The sequence below is a fragment of the Desulfobacula phenolica genome (assembly GCF_900105645.1).
GTDB lineage: Bacteria > Desulfobacterota > Desulfobacteria > Desulfobacterales > Desulfobacteraceae > Desulfobacula > Desulfobacula toluolica.
The window spans coordinates 132314-151967 of record NZ_FNLL01000002.1 but is presented as its reverse complement, the minus strand read 5'-3'; the positions used below and the strand labels follow the sequence as shown (position 1 = coordinate 151967).

The following is a 19654-nucleotide window of genomic DNA, read 5'->3' as shown; positions in this document are numbered from 1 at the left end:
TTGCAGTTTAAATTAACCGCATGTTATTGTTTTATGACATCAGTGGCAATACAATAGTAAATCGTGTTCCAAAAGAATTCTGTTCAAATTTAATGCTGCCCTGATGTAATTCAACAGCTTGCTTTACAAGAGCAAGGCCCATGCCAAGTCCATGTTCTTTTGTGGTAAAAAAAGGTTTGAAAAGATCTTTGCTCATTTCAGGATCAATTCCTTTGCCTGAATCTTCCACAATTAATATAATATTTTTTCTTATCCCTTTTGTGTTTTTTAATTCAGTGATAACCCTTATCATACCTTGGTTTTCTATTGCATCCCTGGCATTTTGAACAAGGTTCCAGATAATTTGTGAGAGTCTGTTTTTATCCAGGTAAGCCTTGGGTAAATCATGGGCAAGGCTTGTTTTTATGATAATGGAAGATCCAAAGTCATTCCTTGATTTTGCTTGTTTGCATATTTTTTCAACCAGGTCGTTGAGCTGGGTATGGGTTCTGTTCAGTACAGGTGGTCGGGCATAGAGCAAAAATTCCCGGATAACGGTTTCAAGTGTTCTGGCCTCGGTGTGTATGACTTGTGCCAGGGTGGCTTCCTCGCTGTCATGATTGGGACTGTCCAGAAGCATCTCGCTGGCTGAACAGATGGATAAAAGAGGATTGCGCATCTCATGGGCTATGCCGGCGGCAAGCTCACCGATCACAGCCATTTTCTGGGACTGTGTCAGTTTCCTTTTAAGGGTGATCTCTTCGGTGAGGTTTTTAATATAGCAAAAAACATGGGGAAGTGTTTCATGTGTTTCAGAAAGTGGAATTGTAAGCACTTCAGCAGAAAAAGCCTGGCCTGAAACAGGGGTGAATCGTTTGAGGGCATAGCCTGGAATGCCCTGACCCCATGTGTCTTCCATGGGACATTCTTTGCAGGGCTTATCTTGTCCCATAAAAAAGGTATGACACGGAATATTCATGATTTCATTTTCATCAATTCCCAGGCTTTTCATCAGAGCGGGATTAATGAATACAATAGTGTAGTCCGGTGAAATAATACAGGCACCGCTGGACATTGCTTTGAAGATTCCCATAAGCTTGTCCCAGGAGTGTTCCTCCATGCGGGAAAGATAGATATGACGGGTGAGAAACATGACACAGCCCCCTGCGATAATGATCACCAGGATGACAAACGCCAGAAGTTTTTTTTCCTTGATAAAGGTTTTTTGCATAAACTGCTTGATCTCTTCGATTGGTGTGCAGATGGCAACCGAACAAACTCTCTGGCCTATCTTAAGAGGGCTGAATGCCGCTGATTTATCAATAAAGTGATAGGTGTAATTGCCAAGACCTTCCTCTCCTTTTTTCATGCGTGATGTCAATGCTTCAAGCCCTTTTTCACCTGGACGGTCAAACAGGGCATTGATATTTTTTCCCGTCCATCCCATTTCAATGGGATTGATGGTAACCGTACCATCATCATCCATCATCCATCCGTAACCGCTTGCAGAGAGTCTAAACGGTTCAAAAAACAGGGTGCGAAGTTTGTTTACGCTTACTGTGGCGGCAACCAGTCCGTCAAAGACTGTTTTTTTATTTTCAACCCGTAGAATGGGGCAGGAAATAACAATGGTCCAGTAATCAGCTTGAACCTTAATAAATTTGCTGACATGGGGTTTAAGGCCTTCTTTGGTCTGAATAAAATAATTTCGAAATAAAAAAGTTTTGCCGCGTGCAACATTTTTAGGGTAAATGTTGGTCATGATCCCATTGGCATCAAGTTTATAAAAATGAATCACATCATGGTTGTTTTTTTTATAAAACTGTTCCAGGGTCAGGTTGATGTTGTTTTGATTTTGTCCTGTAATATTGGGATATTGACTGAGCAATGTCAAATCCCTTAAAATGTCTTCGAAAAATTTTTCAATCCCGTCTGCAGTCTGCCGGGCAAGGTGTATCTGCTGATTATTAAATTGTTCCAGAACATCATTGGTCATGCTGCTTCGATACTCTGATGACAGGATCAAGGTTTCTATTACAATAAAAAGGGTAAAAAGTCCTATGAAGAATATAATCAAATGGATTTTGGTAAAATTTTTATAATAATATTTTTTTTTCATAAAAAAATCCATGACAGCGTTCCTGTAACAGATTTATCAGGTTACAGGAAATTTAATATGTATGGATGTTCCTCCTGAAGCAAAACAGTCATTGGGAGTTTTACATGCTTGGCATAGATGAATGTCACCTGGACAGATATCATTATCTTTTGGTATGACGCCGCATCGGTTTGAATCAATCCATATTTTAAAGTGATACCTTTCGGAAAAAATTTTTATTCTCAGAAGATCAAATCCCCTGCCGCCTGCATTAAAATCATAGGGTTTTTTTGTTGAATAATCAATTGAGTCGGGAGGCGTGAAATAGTTTTCAAATATCAGGTGTAATTTTTCTCGGGTAAATCCAATGCCGGAATCCGTGACAATCAGTTCAGGATCATCTCCTGTATTTTTCAAGACAATGTCAATTTGACCGGCATCCGGGGTATATTCAAATGCATTCCGGATGATTCCTTTTGTTATGATATCAAGAATTTCAGGCGGAATAAAAACAGGAATATTTTTGTCAATTCGAGTGTTTAAAACACAGTTTCGATGCTGGAATTCCGGTCGAAGCTGATCAATCCTGTTGATAAGATATTCATTCAGGAGAAGATATTTGGATTGGATTTTCTTTGGACCGAAAAGGTTTTCTATGGCATCATGAACCCTTTTTATAATATCAATGTTATCGGTTTCACTTTCAATGAGGATATTTAATTCATCTTTGCATGCATCCAGAAGCCTGTTGAGTATGTGATAGGCTTTGAAATCTTTTTTTCTCAACAGATCTTCAACTTCATACTGAATGTCCAGAATCCTGTTAAGATTTCTTTGTCCTCTTGTGAGAATTTTTTCAATGAGCGGGTCTTGTAATCCAGTGGCTTTAAGTTTTTTTGATAAAAGTTTCATGGATGCACCCAAAACTGAAACAGGAGTTTTTAATTCATGGGCAAGATGGTTGATCACGTTGTCTTTTGCACGGTTTAATGTTTTAAGTTCCGTATAAGACTTTTTTAATTCTTCATGTATACGGGTATTTTCAATGGGCAGAGCAATGGTATTGGTTACCATGCTCAAAAGTTCAACATCCGTGTTGTCAAATTCTCCATGGCTTTTATTGGTAACCGAAATGACACCAATTGTCCGGTCTTTGAGTTTTATTGGAACAGACAGCATGTTTTTTGTAACAAGATCGGTTTCATCTTCAACCCGTCGCAGAAAAAACGGGCAATTTGCAGCATCTAAGATAATAAGGGGTTCTCCGGTTTTGTAAACACGTCCGGAAACCCCCTGGTCAGCAGAAAACCTGATTTTTTTAAACTTTTTTTCCGATTCGGCATTCCGGTACTGGGCAGAAAAAAAATAGAGTTGATCTTTTGATTTGTCCGCAAGTAAAATAAAAGCACCTTCCACGGATATCAGTTTCTGGATCTCCTTGTTGATAAAAGCGATCAGATCTCCTAGTTCCAGATATTGGTGTAATGCCCTGGAGATCCTGAACAGAATCTGGTTGCTTTTTTCCATGCGCTTTTCTGTAGTCATATTTCTCAGTATCAATACCTGTCCTGCCGGTTTGTTCTGTTCATCGTATAAAATTGAGCCATCAATTGATATATCAAGAATTCGTCCGTCTTTAGTGTATCTTTGGGTTTCAAACTCATGAATTGATTGGTTTTCAAACAATTGTTTCATTCCCTTTTTTGCCTGCTCAATCAAGTGATCCGGAATGAATTTAATGTTTTTTCCCTTTACCTCTTTTAAGGTCCAGCCAAATACTCTTTCAAATGCGGGGTTGATGTATTCGACTTTTTTGTCAAGGGTGAATGCAAACACCGGGTCAGGCAGGAATTTTAAGAGTGTGTGAAGCCTTTTTTGTGCAAGACGGCTTTTCTGGTACAATTTTCTGGCTGATTTTTCTGCTTTTTGTGCGTTTTGAAGTGCTGATGGGTTGTCTGCCGATTTCATTTATACACCTTGAAAAAATACAGGTTGATTGTGTTAGACAGGTACTTATACTCAGAATATGGTCATAGTTTCAATAGAATATCTTAAAAAAAGATTAAGGGTACTATAGTTATCCTTAATGTTTTATCCATAAACTTGGAAAAGTTATTTGTGTATTGTTCAAAAAATAAAATTTTAAAATTTGACTTTTTGAACAATACCGGGTATTTAGTAGAGTTTTGATTATTATATCCTATAAGGAGTTGGTGCTTGTCATGCTAAAACTTGATTTTGAACTTGATTTTAAAAAAGGCAATGGTTTGATTCCGGTCATTGCACAGGATTATAAAACAGGTGAGGTGTTGATGCTTGCTTATATGAATAAACAAGCCTTTGATGAAACCGTGAAAACACACAGAGCAACATATTACAGCAGATCAAGACAAACGCTATGGAAAAAAGGGGAAACATCCGGTCATGTTCAGAATGTCAGGGAAATCCGGGTGGATTGTGATAATGATACGGTTCTCTTAAAGGTGGATCAGGTCGGTGGTGCAGCCTGTCATAAGGGCTATAAAAGCTGCTTTTTTTCAAAAGTTCAGGACAATGATTTGAAAATAGTAGAGTCAAAAATTTTTGATCCCAAAGAGGTATATAAATAAAGGTATATAAATAAATGGAAAAAATACTCAAATTGGGCATTCCAAAGGGAAGTCTTCAGAATGCAACAATCAATCTGTTTAAACGGTCAGGATGGAAAATTAATATTGAAGGCAGAAGTTATTTTCCGGATATTAATGATGATACCATTGAATGTGCCCTGTGCCGTGCCCAGGAAATGTCCATTAATGTGGAAAGCGGTGTTATTGATGCTGGATTGACAGGGCTTGACTGGATCGCAGAGCATGAATCCGATGTCCATGTGGTGGCTGATCTTATTTATTCAAAGGTCAGTGCCCGCCCTGCCAGATGGGTGATTGCCGTGGCAAATGATTCGTCTATAAAAACTCTTGAAGACCTTGCAGGGAAAACCATTTCCACTGAGCTTGTAAAATTTACAAAGCGGTTTTTTAAGGACAGGAACATTGACGTGAATGTGAAATTTTCCTGGGGTGCCACGGAAGCCAAGATTGTTTCCGGGCTGGCTGATGCCATTGTGGAGATTACGGAAACCGAAAGTACGATACGGGCTCATAACTTAAGGGTGATCCATGAAGTCATGGAAACAAATACCCAGTTGATTGCCAACAAAACTGCCTGGGAAAATCCGGTAAAAAGAGAAAAAATAGAACAGATTGCCATGCTGTTGCAGGCAGCCCTGGTTGCCGACAAGCTGGTGGGAATAAAAATGAATGTGCCTGAAGATAAAATCGCCAGGATTGTTTCTCTTCTGCCAAGCCTGAATGCACCCACCATTGCCACTTTGTATCAATCCGACTGGTTTTCCGTTGAAAGCATTATTGATACGGGGCTGGTCAGGGATTTGATTCCAAAGCTGCTCAAAGAAGGTGCGGAAGGAATAATTGAATACTCGTTGAACAAGGTGCTGTAAATGAAGCCTGCCACTCGATGTGAAACAATAACTCCCTTTATTGTTATGGAGATTCTTGAAAAAATTCATAAAATGGAGGCGGAAGGTATTAAGGTTGTGCATATGGAGATCGGGGAGCCGGATTTTAATGTGCCCGAATGCGTCACAAGAGTAGGCATTGAATCTTTTTTGGCAAATCAGACACATTATACTCACAGCCTGGGCGATATTCGTCTTAGGGAAGCCATCAGCCAGTATCATAAAACAACCTATGGCACAACCATTGATCCGGGACAGATACTTGTGACATCTGGCACATCTCCTGCCATGCTGCTGTTGTTTTCAGCTCTTTTAAATCCAGGGGATGAGGTCATTATTTCAGACCCGCATTATGCATGCTATGCAAATTTTATCAATTATGTTCAAGGGGTTCCTGTAACGGTTCCGGTTTTTGAGGAAGAAGGGTTTGTGTATACTCCGGAAGCAATAAAAGAGAAAATCACCTCTAAAACCCGGGCTATTTTTATTAATTCCCCGTCCAATCCAACAGGGAATGTCATTTCCCAACAAAGAATGCAGCAGATTGTACAGATTGCAGAAGTTAACAACCTGTATGTGATTTCAGATGAAATTTATCATGGGCTGGTCTATGAGGGAAAGGAACATTCCATTTATGAGTTTACAGACAAGGCCTTTGTGTTGAACGGGTTTTCAAAGCTTTTTGCCATGACCGGTATGCGTCTTGGATATTTGATATCGCCGCCTCAATTTGTACGGGCATTGCAGATCCTTCAGCAGAATTTTTTCATCTGCGCTAATTCCGTGGCTCAGCTGGCAGGCGCAGCCGCCTTGACCGATGCCCATAAAGAAACTGAGCGTATGAGAGAAACCTATAATAAACGTCGCCTTTATGTTATTGGGCGATTAAAGCAGATGGGCTTTGGTATAACCATAGAGCCAACTGGTGCATTTTATGTTTTTGCCAATGCAAAACATATTTCAAACGATTCATATGCTCTTGCCTTTGATATCCTGGAAAAAGCCCATGTAGGGGTCACCCCTGGGATTGACTTCGGAGCAAACGGGGAAGGGTATTTGCGATTTTCCTATGCCAATTCCATGGAAAATCTGAAACTTGGTTTAGACCGTGTGGAAGGATATTTAAAAGGTCTGTAATGATAATTAAAACGGTTCAATTTGTTAAGAGCGCTGTCAAACCCTCCCAGTATCCGGAATATGATTTCCCGGAAATTGCTTTTGCGGGTCGTTCCAATGTAGGCAAATCTTCTTTGATCAACACATTGATCCAGAGAAAAAATATGGTGAAAACCAGTTCAAAGCCTGGATGTACGCAGCTGATCAATTTTTTTATGATCAATGAGATCCTTTCTTTTGTAGATCTGCCGGGATATGGATATGCCAAGGTGTCAAAAAAAATTCAGGCACAATGGCAACCAATGGTTGAACTGTATCTTTCACATCGCCAAAATCTTCTGGGGTTGATTTTATTGATTGATATTCGAAGAGATCCTCAAAAAGAAGAATTTGATATGATGGACTGGCTGGAAACCCATGACATTCCTTATCTGGTGATTTTAACGAAATCGGATAAATTGTCAAAAACAAATCAGCAAAAAAGACTGTTATCCATTTGCACCCGGCTGGGCCGGGAAAAGAACGGTGTTATTCTTTTTTCAACCAAGACAAAACAAGGAAGAGATACGGTTCTAGAAGAAATTGAAAATTTAATGGGCATATATAATGAATAAGGAAAATGAAACCAATTTCAGATCCGGGTTTGCAGGCATTATCGGCGCTCCCAATGCAGGCAAATCCACCTTGCTCAATCAGGTGCTGGGCCAGAAAATTTCCATTACATCAAAAAAACCTCAGACTACCCGGGATAGAATTCTTGGCATTGTTAACACGGTGTCCTCCCAGATTGTTTTCGTTGATACGCCGGGAATTCATAAAAGCACCACATTACTGAACCGGAGAATTGTTGATCAGGCTCTGCTGGCTCTGGAAGATGTAGATGTTATTTTGTTTATGGTGGATGTAGCTGCCAGGAATTATTCTGCAGAAAAACTGATCATATCCCAATTGAAAAAAACATCTAAGCCGGTTGTTCTTGCGTTGAATAAAATTGATCTGGTGGATAAGGGACTTGTCTATCGGCTTGTTGAGGAATTCAGGAAACTGCATGACTTTAAAGCCGTTATTCCGGTTTCAGCTATAAAAGATATTCAGGTGAAAAATCTACTTGAAGAAGTTGAAAGTTTATTGGCCAAAGGTCCCAGGCTTTTTCCGGAGGAGACTTTTACGGATGTGTCGGAAAAATTTATGGTCAAGGAGATTATCAGGGAAAAAGTATTTCGATTGACCGGTATGGAGATACCGTATTCAAGTGCAGTTACTGTGGATTCGTTTAAAATGGAAAAAAAGCTGATTGTGATCCATGCCAGCATTCATGTTGTCAGGGATTCTCAAAAGGGTATCATTATCGGGAAAAAAGGCTCCATGCTGTCCAAAATCGGGTCTAAGGCAAGAAAAGATATCGAAAAAATGACAGGGCAGAAAGTGCTGCTGAAGTTGTTTGTAAAAGTTACCAAAAACTGGGTCGACAATGGAAGGATGTTAAACGAATTTGGTTACTAACTGCCAAGGGCAGACCCGGCCATTTTCTACAACAATTTTCTTATCTTGGTTCGCTCACAACAAAACATGAAAGTCACACTTTGTTTTTCAAGGATTTTTATATAAAACGCCATGGATCAGTTTTTTACGTTTACAGATGAAGCGTTCTTGAAAAAAGAACGGGACAAGGCAAGAAAGCTGCGATCCAGTCAATGGTGGAAGCGCAAACGCGCTTCAGGGATTTGTCAGTATTGTCATAATGCTTTCTTGCCCAAAGACCTCACTATGGATCATATAATTCCTCTATCCCGAGGGGGGAAATCGGAAAAATTTAATCTTGTGCCATGCTGTAAAGACTGTAATACAAAAAAACGGCAGCTTCTTCCTTTTGAATGGAAGGAGTACATGGACTCTTTGAAGAAATAAACAGCGGACAAGCATTGTTTTGTTTTGCCCGCTTTTTATTTTAAATTAAGATTTTTTATTTTTTATTGCAGAGCCTGTGAATGGTTTGTGCATGCCATTCTCCTCGACCGGAGAAGGTCGGCTGATTCAACTCAATCAAACGACCGGCAACCTGATCAAATGTGGAACCTTCGGACCGCATGCTGTGGATGATATCCATGATTGCTTCACGGCTGAGAAGTGTGTTTTCAGTTGGAATTGTTTCTTGGGCCGTTTTTGCTACGATTTTTTTTCTTTTTCTAATCACAGGTTTTACAGGTTCGATATTTTCAACAGGTGCTTTGACAGGTTCGGCGATATTAAGTTCAGGTTCAGGTTCTATTTTTGGTTCCTGAGAGGTTACATAATGGTGTTCAAATGTTCTTTCAGGAGTACTTTCTTGTTCAGGTTCTGTCTCCTGTGCTGGGGCGATATTAAGATGATTTACAATCCGTTCAATCGCAATGACCTGTCGTTCCAACATGTCTGCAGTTCGTTCTTGGACATTTATAAGGTAATCTTGATTTTTAGCCAGGGTTTCAAAATGAGTGCTTAAATTTTCAATGGCCTCTGCCAGTATGGATGTTGTTGTAGTCTCATCCATTGGAATCTGATTTCCAGGCTGATGTTGTATGGGGGGTCTTTTCATTTGTTGATTTCTAGAGTTCTGGTATCCACCATGTGAATTAAACCTTGGCTGGCTTGTATAATGATAAGAATTATCATAGTTTTTGCGCGTTTTAGGGGTGCGCGGTTTTTCAGCTTGGCCATTACGAAGGCTTTGTAGGAAATCGTTCATTGGGTTTGTATCCTCCTCGGACTATTAAAACGTCAAAATGGCATCACCAAGTTTGACTATATACTTGAATTTTTCAACTCTTTGATAAAATTTTAAAGAAAATTTTGAAATTTTCTTTAATTTCGGTTACATAATACGTCGGTTTGTCATTTATCTATTTTTTTCAAGCCTTTGTCAAGCTTTTTTTGGGATTATCAAAATGACGACAAGGATGCTCCTTTTGGTTATTTTATTAGTTTGAAACACTATTTGCTTTGTGATAAATTTGCTTTTTAATAACGCCATGGCAGATTGACTTGTCACAACAAAAAATGAAAGAGATTTGATTTCAACAGGTTAACAGTTTTTTCATATGAACACACGGCAGATTTTGTTTGCCACAACAAAAATTAAAAATCTTATTATTACAGTATGTTGGGCGGAGTTTTATATAAAAATTTTTATGGACAGTAAGGATAAAATTAACATGACCGAAAATAAGGCTTATGTGACACGTTATAAAATTGAAGATCCGAGTATTGTGAAAGCAGATCTTCTTGAACCCATTCCATACGCATACAAATCCAAGCGAAGTATTGATATTATCATAAAACAGCCGGAGTATACGTCGGTTTGTCCAATGACAGGCCTGCCGGATAATGGTTGTATCACGATAAAATACAGACCGGACCAGACCATTGTGGAGCTTAAATCATTAAAATATTACCTGTTGCAATTCAGAAACGTGGGCATGTTTTATGAACATGTGGTCAACAAGATTCTGGATGACCTGGTTCAAGTTTTAACACCTTTGAGAATGGAGGTCACAGGCGAATTTACTCCGAGAGGGGGGATCAGTTCCATTGCAACAGCCGTTTATGAAAAGGAATAAAAAGCTTATACCGGTCTGGTTTCAAACTGTCCGATTTTAGGTGGTCTGGTTTCAAGCAGTTTGGTTTCAAATTCTTTGATCAGTTCCAGTGCGTGATCCATTGAATCAATCCGGGATAGATTTTTTCTGAAATCAGAACATCCGGGCAAACCTTTGACAAACCATGAAAGCCTGCCTCTGAGCATTCTGCAGGCAGGCTGTTCTCCAAAATATTCCACATACATTTGTGTCAATCGTTTCATTATTTTGAATATGTCATGTTCTGAAGGTGTTTGATAAGATCCGGTCTCAAGAAAATCATCTATCTGGGAAAGTATAAAGGGATTTGTCATGGCTGCACGTCCAACCATGACGGCATCACATTTTGTGTGAGCGATCATCCGGACGGCATCTTCAACGCAATTAATATCACCATTGCCAATGACAGGAACAGACACACGCTGTTTTAGCTCTTTAATCAGGTCCCAGTTCGCCGTGCCTTTGAATCCCTGGCTTGCGGTCCTGGGATGCATGGCAATGGCATCTACTCCTGCATTTTGAGCGATTTGTGCAATATTGAATGCCTGGTGTCCCGAATGATCCCAGCCGGACCTGATTTTTATGGTCAAGGGCAGGCAGGTTGCTTTTCGTACGGCAGTCAAAATAGTTTCACTTAGTTTGGGGTCTTTCATCAATGCCACCCCTGCACCTTGTTTTACAACTTTTTTTACACTGCAGCCGAAATTAATGTCAATGATAGCGGCAATTTCCAGATCCTGTACCACTTTTGCCGCCCTTGCCATGGAGTCTGGATCAGATCCGAACAATTGAACCGACAGGGGTATCTCTTCTTTTTTTGAGGATAACAGGGTCAGGGTTTTTTCCGAGTTGTAAAAGATCCCCTTGGCACTGATCATTTCAGAACATACAATTGCACAGCCGCATTCTTTTACAAGAAGTCGGAACGGCAGGTTGGTTATGCCTGCAAGGGGTGCCAAAAAAGTTTTACCGTGAATTTTCAGATCTTTAATTTTCAGGTTGTTAGCTTTCATTGGATTGCGGTTTTCAGTGTGGTATCAATTTTAGGGTTTGCATAACAAAAAAGGCAATTATGGAAACAAGGGTGGTCGTCATATAATCCGACATCAATGGATTTGGTGCATCGGCACCCTTGTTTTGAGCGTTGGCCGTAATCTCTTTTAAATTCGGGATTTCCGCCAAAGATCGTTTTTAATAAATTGCCGTCAATACATGAATTCGCCGATACCCTGCTTTTTATTTCAGCGCTTTGTCTGTCAGGGGTTTGTGTGTCAAAATTTGATAAAACTTGTTTTTCACAACACAAGTACAGCTTTACCTTAGTGCCGGCCAAAAGTTTTTCCATTCGATGAATCACTTGTGTCTTTTTATCCATGGCCGGGTCGGTAAAAAAAACAGAAGGATGATTTATTTTAGATAAAATTTTAAGCCGTCTTTTAATTTTGGGATAATGATCAAAAAAGCTGGTAACGCATTTTTGAATTCCCAGTTCCGAAGCCTTTTTTGCGATTACGGGAAAATTAGAAAGATTGTTTTTTACCCTCCCTGTGTCTGAGGTTTTATAAAAACAAACAGGATCAAACCGCCAGGATATTTTTTCAGGTCCAAACAAGCAAACAAGTTCTTTTAATTGTTCCAGTCTTTTGTTTAAAGGTGGAATATTAGGTTCAAGCAAAGATGATTCGGAATTTATTGTAAAATTAAAATAGATGTTAAATCCCAGTCGGGTAAGTTTTTCTCCGGCCCTTGCCTTGATAAAGGCATCATAGTTTTTTGACCAGAAAACAATTGAATGAATGGTATCCTTGGATGCTTCAACAGCTTTAATGGTTTTGGTATATGGGTTTTTTGTTTTGAAAACTCCAAGTTTTATACGGTCCATGAACCAGTCTGTGTAAAAAGCGGGAATATCTGTTCTTCTTGATGCTGATAAGATTATATGCGGATTTTGGGTCATGACTTTTTAAAGTCTGAAAAGGAAATGATCTTGGCCTCTTTTTTGTTTTCTGCCCCGATTTTTTCAGATTCGGTCTTTTCAGATTTTATTTTTCCGGATTTTATTTTTTCAGGGGTTTTCAGATCAGAAGGATTCTCAGAGTTTGACAACGGCAAATCTTCAACAGGGCTTTCAACCTTTTCCAGTTTCATTTTTTTGCCATTCATATGAAATTGCAGGCCATTGATATACTCATCTTTTAAAATCCATGTGACCACCTGTAAAGGAATCTGGAGCATTAATAATTTGATATGATACCAGTCCTTTTTGGCATCCGGCAGGATGCTTTCAACCCTTGCAAAAGAAATTGGTGCATCTTCAAGATAAATTAAGACAACATCATTGACAGTGGTCATGGTCTCCTCATACTGTTTGATTTTTTTTATTATTTGGTCTTATATAACATAATCTTTTTATAACCAAAAGAATGGAATAAATTTATGACACCTGCGTATGAAAAAAAATGGCAGATTTTTTTCCTTGTTGCAACCTCGATTTTCATGTCAACACTGGATTCCAGTATTGTTAATGTGGCACTCCCATATATGATGCAGGATTTACAGACAGATATTCAAACCATTCAATGGGTGGTGTTAATTTATCTGGTAACCGTTTCCGCATTACTTTTAACCTTTGGCAGGCTTTCGGATATTAAAGGCAGAAAACCTGTGTATGTTATGGGATTTACCATATTCGTGGTCGGGTCTTTTTTTTGCGGCATGGCTCAAACTCCTTTGTTACTGATCGTTTCAAGGGTACTGCAGGGGGGCGGCGCATCCATGTTGATGGCCTGTTCTCCTGCACTTATTGTTGATGCGTTTCCGGTTCATGAAAGGGGAAAAGCCCTTGGGATGATAGGGGCCGTGGTGGCTGCTGGACTAACGACAGGACCTGTTGCAGGTGGGATGATTCTGGAATATCTTTCCTGGCCGTTTATTTTTTATATCAATATTCCCATTGGGATTGCGGCAGCCATCGGTGGGATCTTTGTTTTAAAAGATGCTCAGGATACTCAAGCAAGCCGGGAACCCATGGATAAAACAGGAAGCCTGTTATTGATTGTGATGTTGTCCAGCCTGATTGTTTTTATGACCCAGTTGTCCAGGTGGGGGGTACTTTCAATTCCCTCCTTTTTTTTTGCAGGCCTTTGTATTCTGACATGTATCGGTTTTGTGGTAAACGAAGCAAAATCCGACTATCCATTGTTTGATCTGGAACTTTTGAAGATCAAATTATTTGTGTTTCCGGTAATGTCTTCGTCCATACTGTTTGCAGCCCTTTTTGTGATTATTTTTATGATGCCGTTTTACCTGACATATCCTTGTGGGTTTTCAGCATCAAAAACAGGAATGATAATGATTGTTCCTTTTTTGTTTCTTTTGTTTGTCAGCCCCATATCAGGGATGTTGTATGACCGGCTTGGATCAAGGAGGTTGTGCGTGACGGGCATGAGTGTTTTGATGCTGTCCCTGGTGTCATTGATGTATTTGCATCCAACCATGGAGTGTGTGTCAATTTTGTGGCGAATTGCTCTTGCCGGAATTGGAACAGCTCTTTATGTGTCACCCAATAATACTGCTGTTATGAGTTGTGTGCCGTTATCAAGACGGGGGATTGCATCCGGGGCGGTTGCTACGGCCAGGAATATTGGGATGGTGATTGGTGTGGCTCTGGCCGGATTGATTTTTTCCAGTTCCTTTTCAACGCTTACCAATGGGTCAAGTCTTGAAAACTATTTGGCTGTAATGGAACCTTTTTTTATGATCAGTTTTAAACGAACAATGTTAATGGGGGTTGTCCTTTCAATTATTGGGATCGGTGTGGCCTTTGCCAGGGGTAAAGAACTCAAAGAATAAATAATGCAACAAGCTGAAAATAATCAATAAATAATGATTAATTAGGCGGGAAATTGACTCTATCTTTTAACTCTTTGCCACATTTGAAAAAAGGAAGGCGTTTAGACGCAACCTGAACAATTTTACCGGTTTTCGGATTTCTGCCGGTGTAGGATTTGTATTTTTTTAGATGAAAGGACCATAATCCTCTCAGTTCGACTCGCTCCCCATTTTGCAGGGCAAGGGCTATTTCAGAAAAGAATAAATTTACAACCTTGGTTGCTTCATCCAGAGTCAGGGAAGATCTATTTTTCAGCATTTCAATCAATTCAAGCTTATTCATTAATTCTCTCCGTATTATCTTAAACAATTTAAAAAATATGTTTTTATAAAAAAACAAAGGATAATTCAATAGGTAAAAACCCCTAGTTATTTAATAAATTCGGGATTTTTTTTGAAAAAAATTTCCACTTTGTCCTGATATTTTGTAATGGAATCGGCTTTTAAGATGGCTTTAAATTCTTTTTTACTATTTTTGAAAGAAGGGCCAAGATAGCTCCAGAATCCTTTCATCCGACCGGTTAAATGGCCCGGGCCAGAGAAAATTTTTTGATAGCCGGTAAAAAGAGCATCATGAAAATCTTTTAACCTTTGAATTGTATTTTGATCCACTGCAATTTTTTTTATTTGCTCTGCAAGAAATGGATTGGATAAAATTCCTCGGCCTATCATGAATCTTTTGAGATGGGGGAATCTTTTTTGAACAGTGCAAAAGGAATTTAAATCCTTTATATCACCATTGTAGGTTAATGGGAGCTGACAGTTTAAAAGAGCTTTTTCAAACGCATCATGATCCGATGTCCCCTCATACATCTGTATTCCGGTTCTGGGGTGAAGGATGATTTCATCCAGGGGATATTGATTCAAAACAGGTAACAGCTTGAATATTTCATCTTTTGATCGTCTTCCCAACCGGATCTTTACAGAAAGTGTATTTGAAATTCTGGGCAGCACGGTATCCAGAAAGGCATCAATTTTATCAGGATGCATTAAAAGCCCTGACCCTCTTTGTTTTTTAGCAATTTTTGAATGAGGGCAACCCAGGTTCCAGTTTATTTTTTTGTGCCCCATTTCATAAAGGTGATCTGCAAGGAATATAAAATCTTTGGCAACATTTCCGAGTATCTGAGGGACCACAAACAGCTTTTTATTGTTTTCAAGGGCCACGTCCTTGATCCTGGAAGGCTTCAGGCGCATCTGGCCCATGGTTGAAATAAAAGGGGCTACGGCCTCATCCACGCCTGAAAAATGATCTGAAAATACATTTCGATAGGTCACATCAGTAAACCCCTGAAGCGGGGCAAGTATTATTGCAATATGGTCTTTTTTCATAAACGAAGGACTCATAAATTGGGGACTCATTTTGTGTAATATGGTATATATATTGTAAAAATCAGAAAAAAACTTTGACAAACATTATTGTGATAAACTATACAACCAAGTGTTTTTGGTCTTAGCTTATATATAACATTAAAACAGAATGCAAGGAGTGTTTTAAAGGTATGAAAGAGCTTTTTAAAGAGGTTATCAGGATAAATATGATGGAAGACACCTTGGCCACTCAAGAGTGTGCCAAAAAATTATTTATCCAATTAAATGCAATGGAGATCCCTGAATATTTTAATTGGGCCTCAGACATATTTGAAGATCTTCATGTCAAAGAAAATCCAGATAAAAAAGCTTTGATCTGGACAGATCTTGATACCAGGGAGACCAAAACATATTCTTATGAAACCCTATCTCAAAAGGCAAATCAGCTGATCAATTTTTTCCATAAATCAGGCGTTGAAAAAGGGGATAACCTCTATATGATGACGCCTAACTTGCCTGAGAACTGGATTGCCTGTCTGGGGTGTATCAAGGCCGGAATAGTGAGCGTTCCAACGGCAACAACAATGACTCAAAGAGAGTTGGAATTTCGGTTTGAAATTTATTCTCCCAAGGTGATTGTGGCCGATGAAGCGTCGGCAGATCTTATTGATAAAGCTCTTGAAGAAATAAAAATCCAACCCAAACTTAAACTGGTTTTAGGACAAAAGGCAGGATGGACATGCTTTGATGTGATTGAAAATGAATCTTTTGATGCCAAAGCAGCAAAGACAAGATCTGATGATATTCTTTTTTGCTTTTTTACCTCTGGAACAACCGGGCTGCCCAAGCGGGTCGGACACACAGCCATATCATATCCTGTGGGACATTTGTCAACCGCTGTAATGATTGGTGTCAGGCCGGATGATATTCATCACAATCTGAGTGCCCCTGGATGGGCAAAGTGGTGCTGGTCAAGTTTTTTTGCCCCTTTTAATGTCGGTGCCACAACAATCGGGTTTAAATATTCATTTCTGGATGGCGAACAATATCTTGATGCAGTTTCAAGGCATAAAGTGACAACTTTTTGTGCCCCTCCGACTGTATGGAGAACTTTTGTGAACATGAATCTTGACTCTTTTGACCTGTCTTGCCTGCGGCACTCGGTCAGTGCAGGAGAGCCTTTGAATTCCGATGTGATTGAAAAATGGAAAAAATATACAAAAACACAAATCAGAGATATTTATGGTCAGACAGAATCAACAGCCATGATTGGAAATCCTCCATGGAAGAAAGAGAATATAAGACCAGGATCTTTTGGCCATCCGTTTTTTATGTATGATATGGCATTGGCTGATGATGAAGGCAATGAGATCACTCAGGCGGACCAGGTGGGGCATATTGTGGTCAAGCTGAACAACTGGAGACCAATCGGACTTTTTTCAGAATATATCGGTAATCCTGAAAAAATGAGTTCTGTATTTGTTGATAATTATTATTATACCGGGGACCGTGCATCCTTTGATGAGGACGGGTATTGGTGGTTTGTAGGAAGAGCCGATGATGTGATTAAATCTTCAGATTACAGGATTGGACCATTTGAAGTTGAAAGTGCCCTTGTAGAACATCCTGCCGTATCGGAAGCCGCAGTTGTAGGTTCTCCTGATCCAAACCGGTATCAGCTTGTAAAAGCCTATGTGATTTTAAATCCAAATTATCAGGCATCCAGGGAACTGGCGCTGGAACTTTTTAAACATACTGTCACCATTTTGCCAAAATTTAAGATTCCCAGGATGATAGAATTTGTTCCTGAAGTTCCGAAAACCATCAGTGGTAAAATCAGGCGAATTGAATTACGGCAGATTGAAATTACCAAACACGGCAATTCGGTTGATGAAGGAATTAAAGAGTATTTTTATTGGGACTTTCCTGAACTGAGTTCTAAAAAAAAATAACGTAAAAAATCATAAGGCGTCAGGAAGTTGAAATGACATTTCAACTTCCACTTCTCCGCTGCCGCTTCTTATGAATTTTGCAGACGGATATTTTTTCTGGAAAACTTTGAGCATTTTCCGGTTTTCCGCCAGAACCGTTGCAATAAATTGTTTATAATTGTTTTCTTTTGCAATGGTTTCCAGAATTTCAAGTAGGTATGAACAAATTCCCATTCCATGGAGATTTTCCTTCACAAGAAATGCCACTTCTGCCGAATTCTCATCTGTTTCCGCATAAGAACCAATAGCCACAATCTGTTTTCGTTTGCCCAACTGCATCAGCCCGATAAAGGTCATGTTTCTTCGATAATCAACATCTGCCCATTGTTTTTGAAGCATGTCTCTTGAAAATACTTTTCTTTTGTTAAAAAAACGGTAATAAATAGAGTCATCCTGCAAAGAATAGTAAAAATGCCTGGATTCAAATTCATCAGACGGCAAAAGCGGTCTGAAAAGAATGTTTTTGCCATTGGTCAGTTTCAATGAATAGTGGTATTGATCCAGAAACAAAAGATCCTGGGTTGTCGGGGGAATCTGGTCCGGGAATATATAATGTCTTTTTTTCGCTTCTTCTATGAGTTCTTTTCTGAATTTCGGATGAGCAATCCGGGCAAGTTCCATGACCCGTTGATAGATGCTTTTTCGTCTCATTTCAGCTATACCGTACTCTGTGACTATAATATCAATATCTCCCCTGGTGGTTGCCACACCAGCGCCTTCACTTAAATGGGGGACGATTCTTGAAATTTTGTCATTTTGAGCTGTCGATGGAATGATAATAATGGAAAATCCACCTTTTGACATGGCTGAACCTCTTATAAAATCAACCTGGTCACCAATGCCGCTGTAAAAAAGATATCCTTTTGAATCCGTACAGACCTGACCTGTCAGGTCCACTTCAAGGGCCGAACTGATGGAAATGAAATTGTCGTTTTTGGCAATGACATTGGGATCATTTACAAATTCCGAAGATTTAAAATAGAAGATTGGATTGTTATCAACATAATCATATAATTCTTTAGAGCCCATACAAAGCGATGCAACAACCTTGTACGGGAGAAGAGATTTTCTTTTGTTGGTGATGACCTTTTTTTTAAACAGCGGTAAAAGTCCGTTGGTGATAACCTGAGTGTGGATACCCAGATCTTTTTTGTCTGAAAGATATGAAACCACGGCATCCGGCAGGTGGCCGAATCCAATTTGAAGTGTGGCACCGTCATCCACCAGTATATTGACGTAATGGCCAATTCTTTCAATGACTTCCTGGTTTTTGATTCCGGGAAGGGATTCAAGTATGGGCTCTGTATGTTCGACCAGATAATTGATTTCATCAATGTGGACAATACTGTCTCCCCATGTTCTGGGCATCTCAGGATTGACCTGGGCAATGACAATATCTGCATTTTTCATTCCGGAAAGGGTGATGTCAACTGAAATACCCAGGCTGCAATATCCATGATGGTCCGGCGGGCTGACCTGTATCAGGGCAACATCAAGGCCTATTTCGTGGTTTTCAAAAATTTCAGGGATTTGTGACAGATAGACCGGGATATAGTCGATTTTTCCCTCAAATGCGGATTGCCGCATTAATGCGGAAATAAAAAATAGTTTGATGGAGAATCTTGAAAGAAAATTGTCATCATTGACATATTTTGACAGAGTGGAAGAAAGCATCTGATAAATGACAATATCCTGTATGGACAGATCTTCAATCATTGCTTTGATTAATCGTTGCGGTTCTCCACACCCGGTGCCGATAAATACCCTTGAGCCGTTTTTAATTTTTTTGACACTGTCTTCTGCACTCAGTACTTTTTCCGGGCATGTTTCCCTAAGATTCATTCAATTTCTCCTGCTGCGGATAAAAAGATAATTCATTAAATTGGCTAATTATTAAATAAATTTTAATTAAAGTACAGGAAAAACAAGAGATTTGTTTTTAATTTTTAGTACGACGTAGAAACCCCGTCCTTAAGGGTCACGATATCTATAATAAAAACGATTGATTGATTTTTTTTTGTTCGGTATGAGTTGCTTGAAAATTATAGATTTCATCATCTGTCGGTTCATCTGCAGGCTTGTCAAAAGATATCATCAAATGGTATGGTTTGAGCATCTAATAACTGCCACGGGCAGA

18 protein-coding genes are annotated in these 19654 nt (G+C 39.3%); 9 read left to right on the top strand and 9 right to left on the bottom strand.

Annotated elements, in window-relative coordinates; genetic code table 11:
• Positions 1-31: 31 nt before the first annotated feature.
• Positions 32-2098, bottom strand: coding sequence for a sensor histidine kinase (locus BLT94_RS03210; protein ID WP_175530256.1), 2067 nt, complete (start codon positions 2096-2098; stop codon positions 32-34).
• A gap of 36 nt (positions 2099-2134) precedes the next feature.
• Positions 2135-4045: a PAS domain S-box protein gene (locus BLT94_RS03205; RefSeq protein ID WP_245742930.1), complete on the bottom strand. Its 1911-nt coding sequence runs from the start codon at positions 4043-4045 to the stop codon at positions 2135-2137.
• Positions 4046-4299: 254 nt separating this feature from the next.
• Between BLT94_RS03205 and hisI the strand changes: the two genes are divergently transcribed.
• The 6 genes from hisI (at position 4300) to BLT94_RS03175 (ending at position 8618) form a co-directional block, all read left to right on the top strand.
• Positions 4300-4686 (top strand): phosphoribosyl-AMP cyclohydrolase, encoded by a 387-nt coding sequence (gene hisI, locus BLT94_RS03200; RefSeq protein ID WP_014958959.1) that lies wholly within the window; start codon positions 4300-4302, stop codon positions 4684-4686.
• A gap of 14 nt (positions 4687-4700) precedes the next feature.
• Complete coding sequence (gene hisG / locus BLT94_RS03195) at positions 4701-5576, top strand: ATP phosphoribosyltransferase (RefSeq protein WP_092230339.1); 876 nt, start codon at positions 4701-4703, stop codon at positions 5574-5576.
• On the top strand, positions 5577-6731 hold the full coding sequence (locus BLT94_RS03190) for a pyridoxal phosphate-dependent aminotransferase (protein WP_092230337.1): 1155 nt from the start codon (positions 5577-5579) through the stop codon (positions 6729-6731).
• On the top strand, positions 6731-7324 hold the full coding sequence (gene yihA, locus BLT94_RS03185) for a ribosome biogenesis GTP-binding protein YihA/YsxC (protein ID WP_092230335.1): 594 nt from the start codon (positions 6731-6733) through the stop codon (positions 7322-7324). Before BLT94_RS03190 ends, yihA begins: the two co-directional genes overlap by 1 nt.
• Positions 7317-8213, top strand: a complete 897-nt coding sequence (era, locus tag BLT94_RS03180; RefSeq protein ID WP_092230333.1) for a GTPase Era — start codon at positions 7317-7319, stop codon at positions 8211-8213. Before yihA ends, era begins: the two co-directional genes overlap by 8 nt.
• 111 nt (positions 8214-8324) lie before the next feature.
• The gene (locus tag BLT94_RS03175; protein ID WP_092230331.1) at positions 8325-8618 is read left to right on the top strand and encodes an HNH endonuclease; all 294 of its coding nucleotides are present in this window, start codon (positions 8325-8327) and stop codon (positions 8616-8618) included.
• 55 nt (positions 8619-8673) lie between these two features.
• Here BLT94_RS03175 and BLT94_RS03170 read toward each other — a convergent pair whose 3' ends face one another.
• Complete coding sequence (locus tag BLT94_RS03170) at positions 8674-9435, bottom strand: hypothetical protein (protein ID WP_092230329.1); 762 nt, start codon at positions 9433-9435, stop codon at positions 8674-8676.
• 466 nt (positions 9436-9901) lie between these two features.
• Here BLT94_RS03170 and queF point away from each other — a divergent pair, with 466 nt between their 5' ends.
• Positions 9902-10306 (top strand): preQ(1) synthase, encoded by a 405-nt coding sequence (gene queF, locus BLT94_RS03165; protein ID WP_092231098.1) that lies wholly within the window; start codon positions 9902-9904, stop codon positions 10304-10306.
• 5 nt (positions 10307-10311) lie between these two features.
• Here the strand turns inward: queF and dusB are convergent, their stop codons facing one another.
• Genes dusB through BLT94_RS03150 form a run of 3 tightly spaced genes read right to left on the bottom strand, consistent with a single transcriptional unit; the run spans position 10312 to position 12676 of the window.
• Positions 10312-11337, bottom strand: coding sequence for a tRNA dihydrouridine synthase DusB (gene dusB / locus BLT94_RS03160; protein ID WP_175530255.1), 1026 nt, complete (start codon positions 11335-11337; stop codon positions 10312-10314).
• Positions 11334-12281 carry a DUF1848 domain-containing protein gene (locus tag BLT94_RS03155; protein WP_092230327.1) on the bottom strand — a complete coding sequence of 316 codons (948 nt, stop codon included), beginning with the start codon at positions 12279-12281 and terminating at the stop codon, positions 11334-11336. The genes dusB and BLT94_RS03155 overlap by 4 nt, the downstream gene beginning before the upstream one ends.
• The gene (locus BLT94_RS03150; protein WP_092230325.1) at positions 12278-12676 is read right to left on the bottom strand and encodes a hypothetical protein; all 399 of its coding nucleotides are present in this window, start codon (positions 12674-12676) and stop codon (positions 12278-12280) included. The genes BLT94_RS03155 and BLT94_RS03150 overlap by 4 nt, the downstream gene beginning before the upstream one ends.
• 84 nt (positions 12677-12760) lie before the next feature.
• On the opposite strand from BLT94_RS03150, the gene BLT94_RS03145 reads away from it, so the two are divergent.
• Positions 12761-14176: an MFS transporter gene (locus BLT94_RS03145; RefSeq protein ID WP_092230323.1), complete on the top strand. Its 1416-nt coding sequence runs from the start codon at positions 12761-12763 to the stop codon at positions 14174-14176.
• 37 nt (positions 14177-14213) lie between these two features.
• Here the strand turns inward: BLT94_RS03145 and BLT94_RS03140 are convergent, their stop codons facing one another.
• Complete coding sequence (locus BLT94_RS03140; protein WP_092230321.1) at positions 14214-14498, bottom strand: HU family DNA-binding protein; 285 nt, start codon at positions 14496-14498, stop codon at positions 14214-14216.
• A gap of 86 nt (positions 14499-14584) precedes the next feature.
• Positions 14585-15547 carry a tRNA dihydrouridine synthase gene (locus BLT94_RS03135; RefSeq protein WP_092230319.1) on the bottom strand — a complete coding sequence of 321 codons (963 nt, stop codon included), beginning with the start codon at positions 15545-15547 and terminating at the stop codon, positions 14585-14587.
• 170 nt (positions 15548-15717) lie between these two features.
• On the opposite strand from BLT94_RS03135, the gene BLT94_RS03130 reads away from it, so the two are divergent.
• Positions 15718-17478 (top strand): acyl-CoA synthetase, encoded by a 1761-nt coding sequence (locus BLT94_RS03130; protein ID WP_092230317.1) that lies wholly within the window; start codon positions 15718-15720, stop codon positions 17476-17478.
• A gap of 9 nt (positions 17479-17487) precedes the next feature.
• Here the strand turns inward: BLT94_RS03130 and BLT94_RS03125 are convergent, their stop codons facing one another.
• Positions 17488-19359, bottom strand: coding sequence for a GNAT family N-acetyltransferase (locus BLT94_RS03125; protein ID WP_092230315.1), 1872 nt, complete (start codon positions 19357-19359; stop codon positions 17488-17490).
• Positions 19360-19654 lie beyond the last annotated feature (295 nt).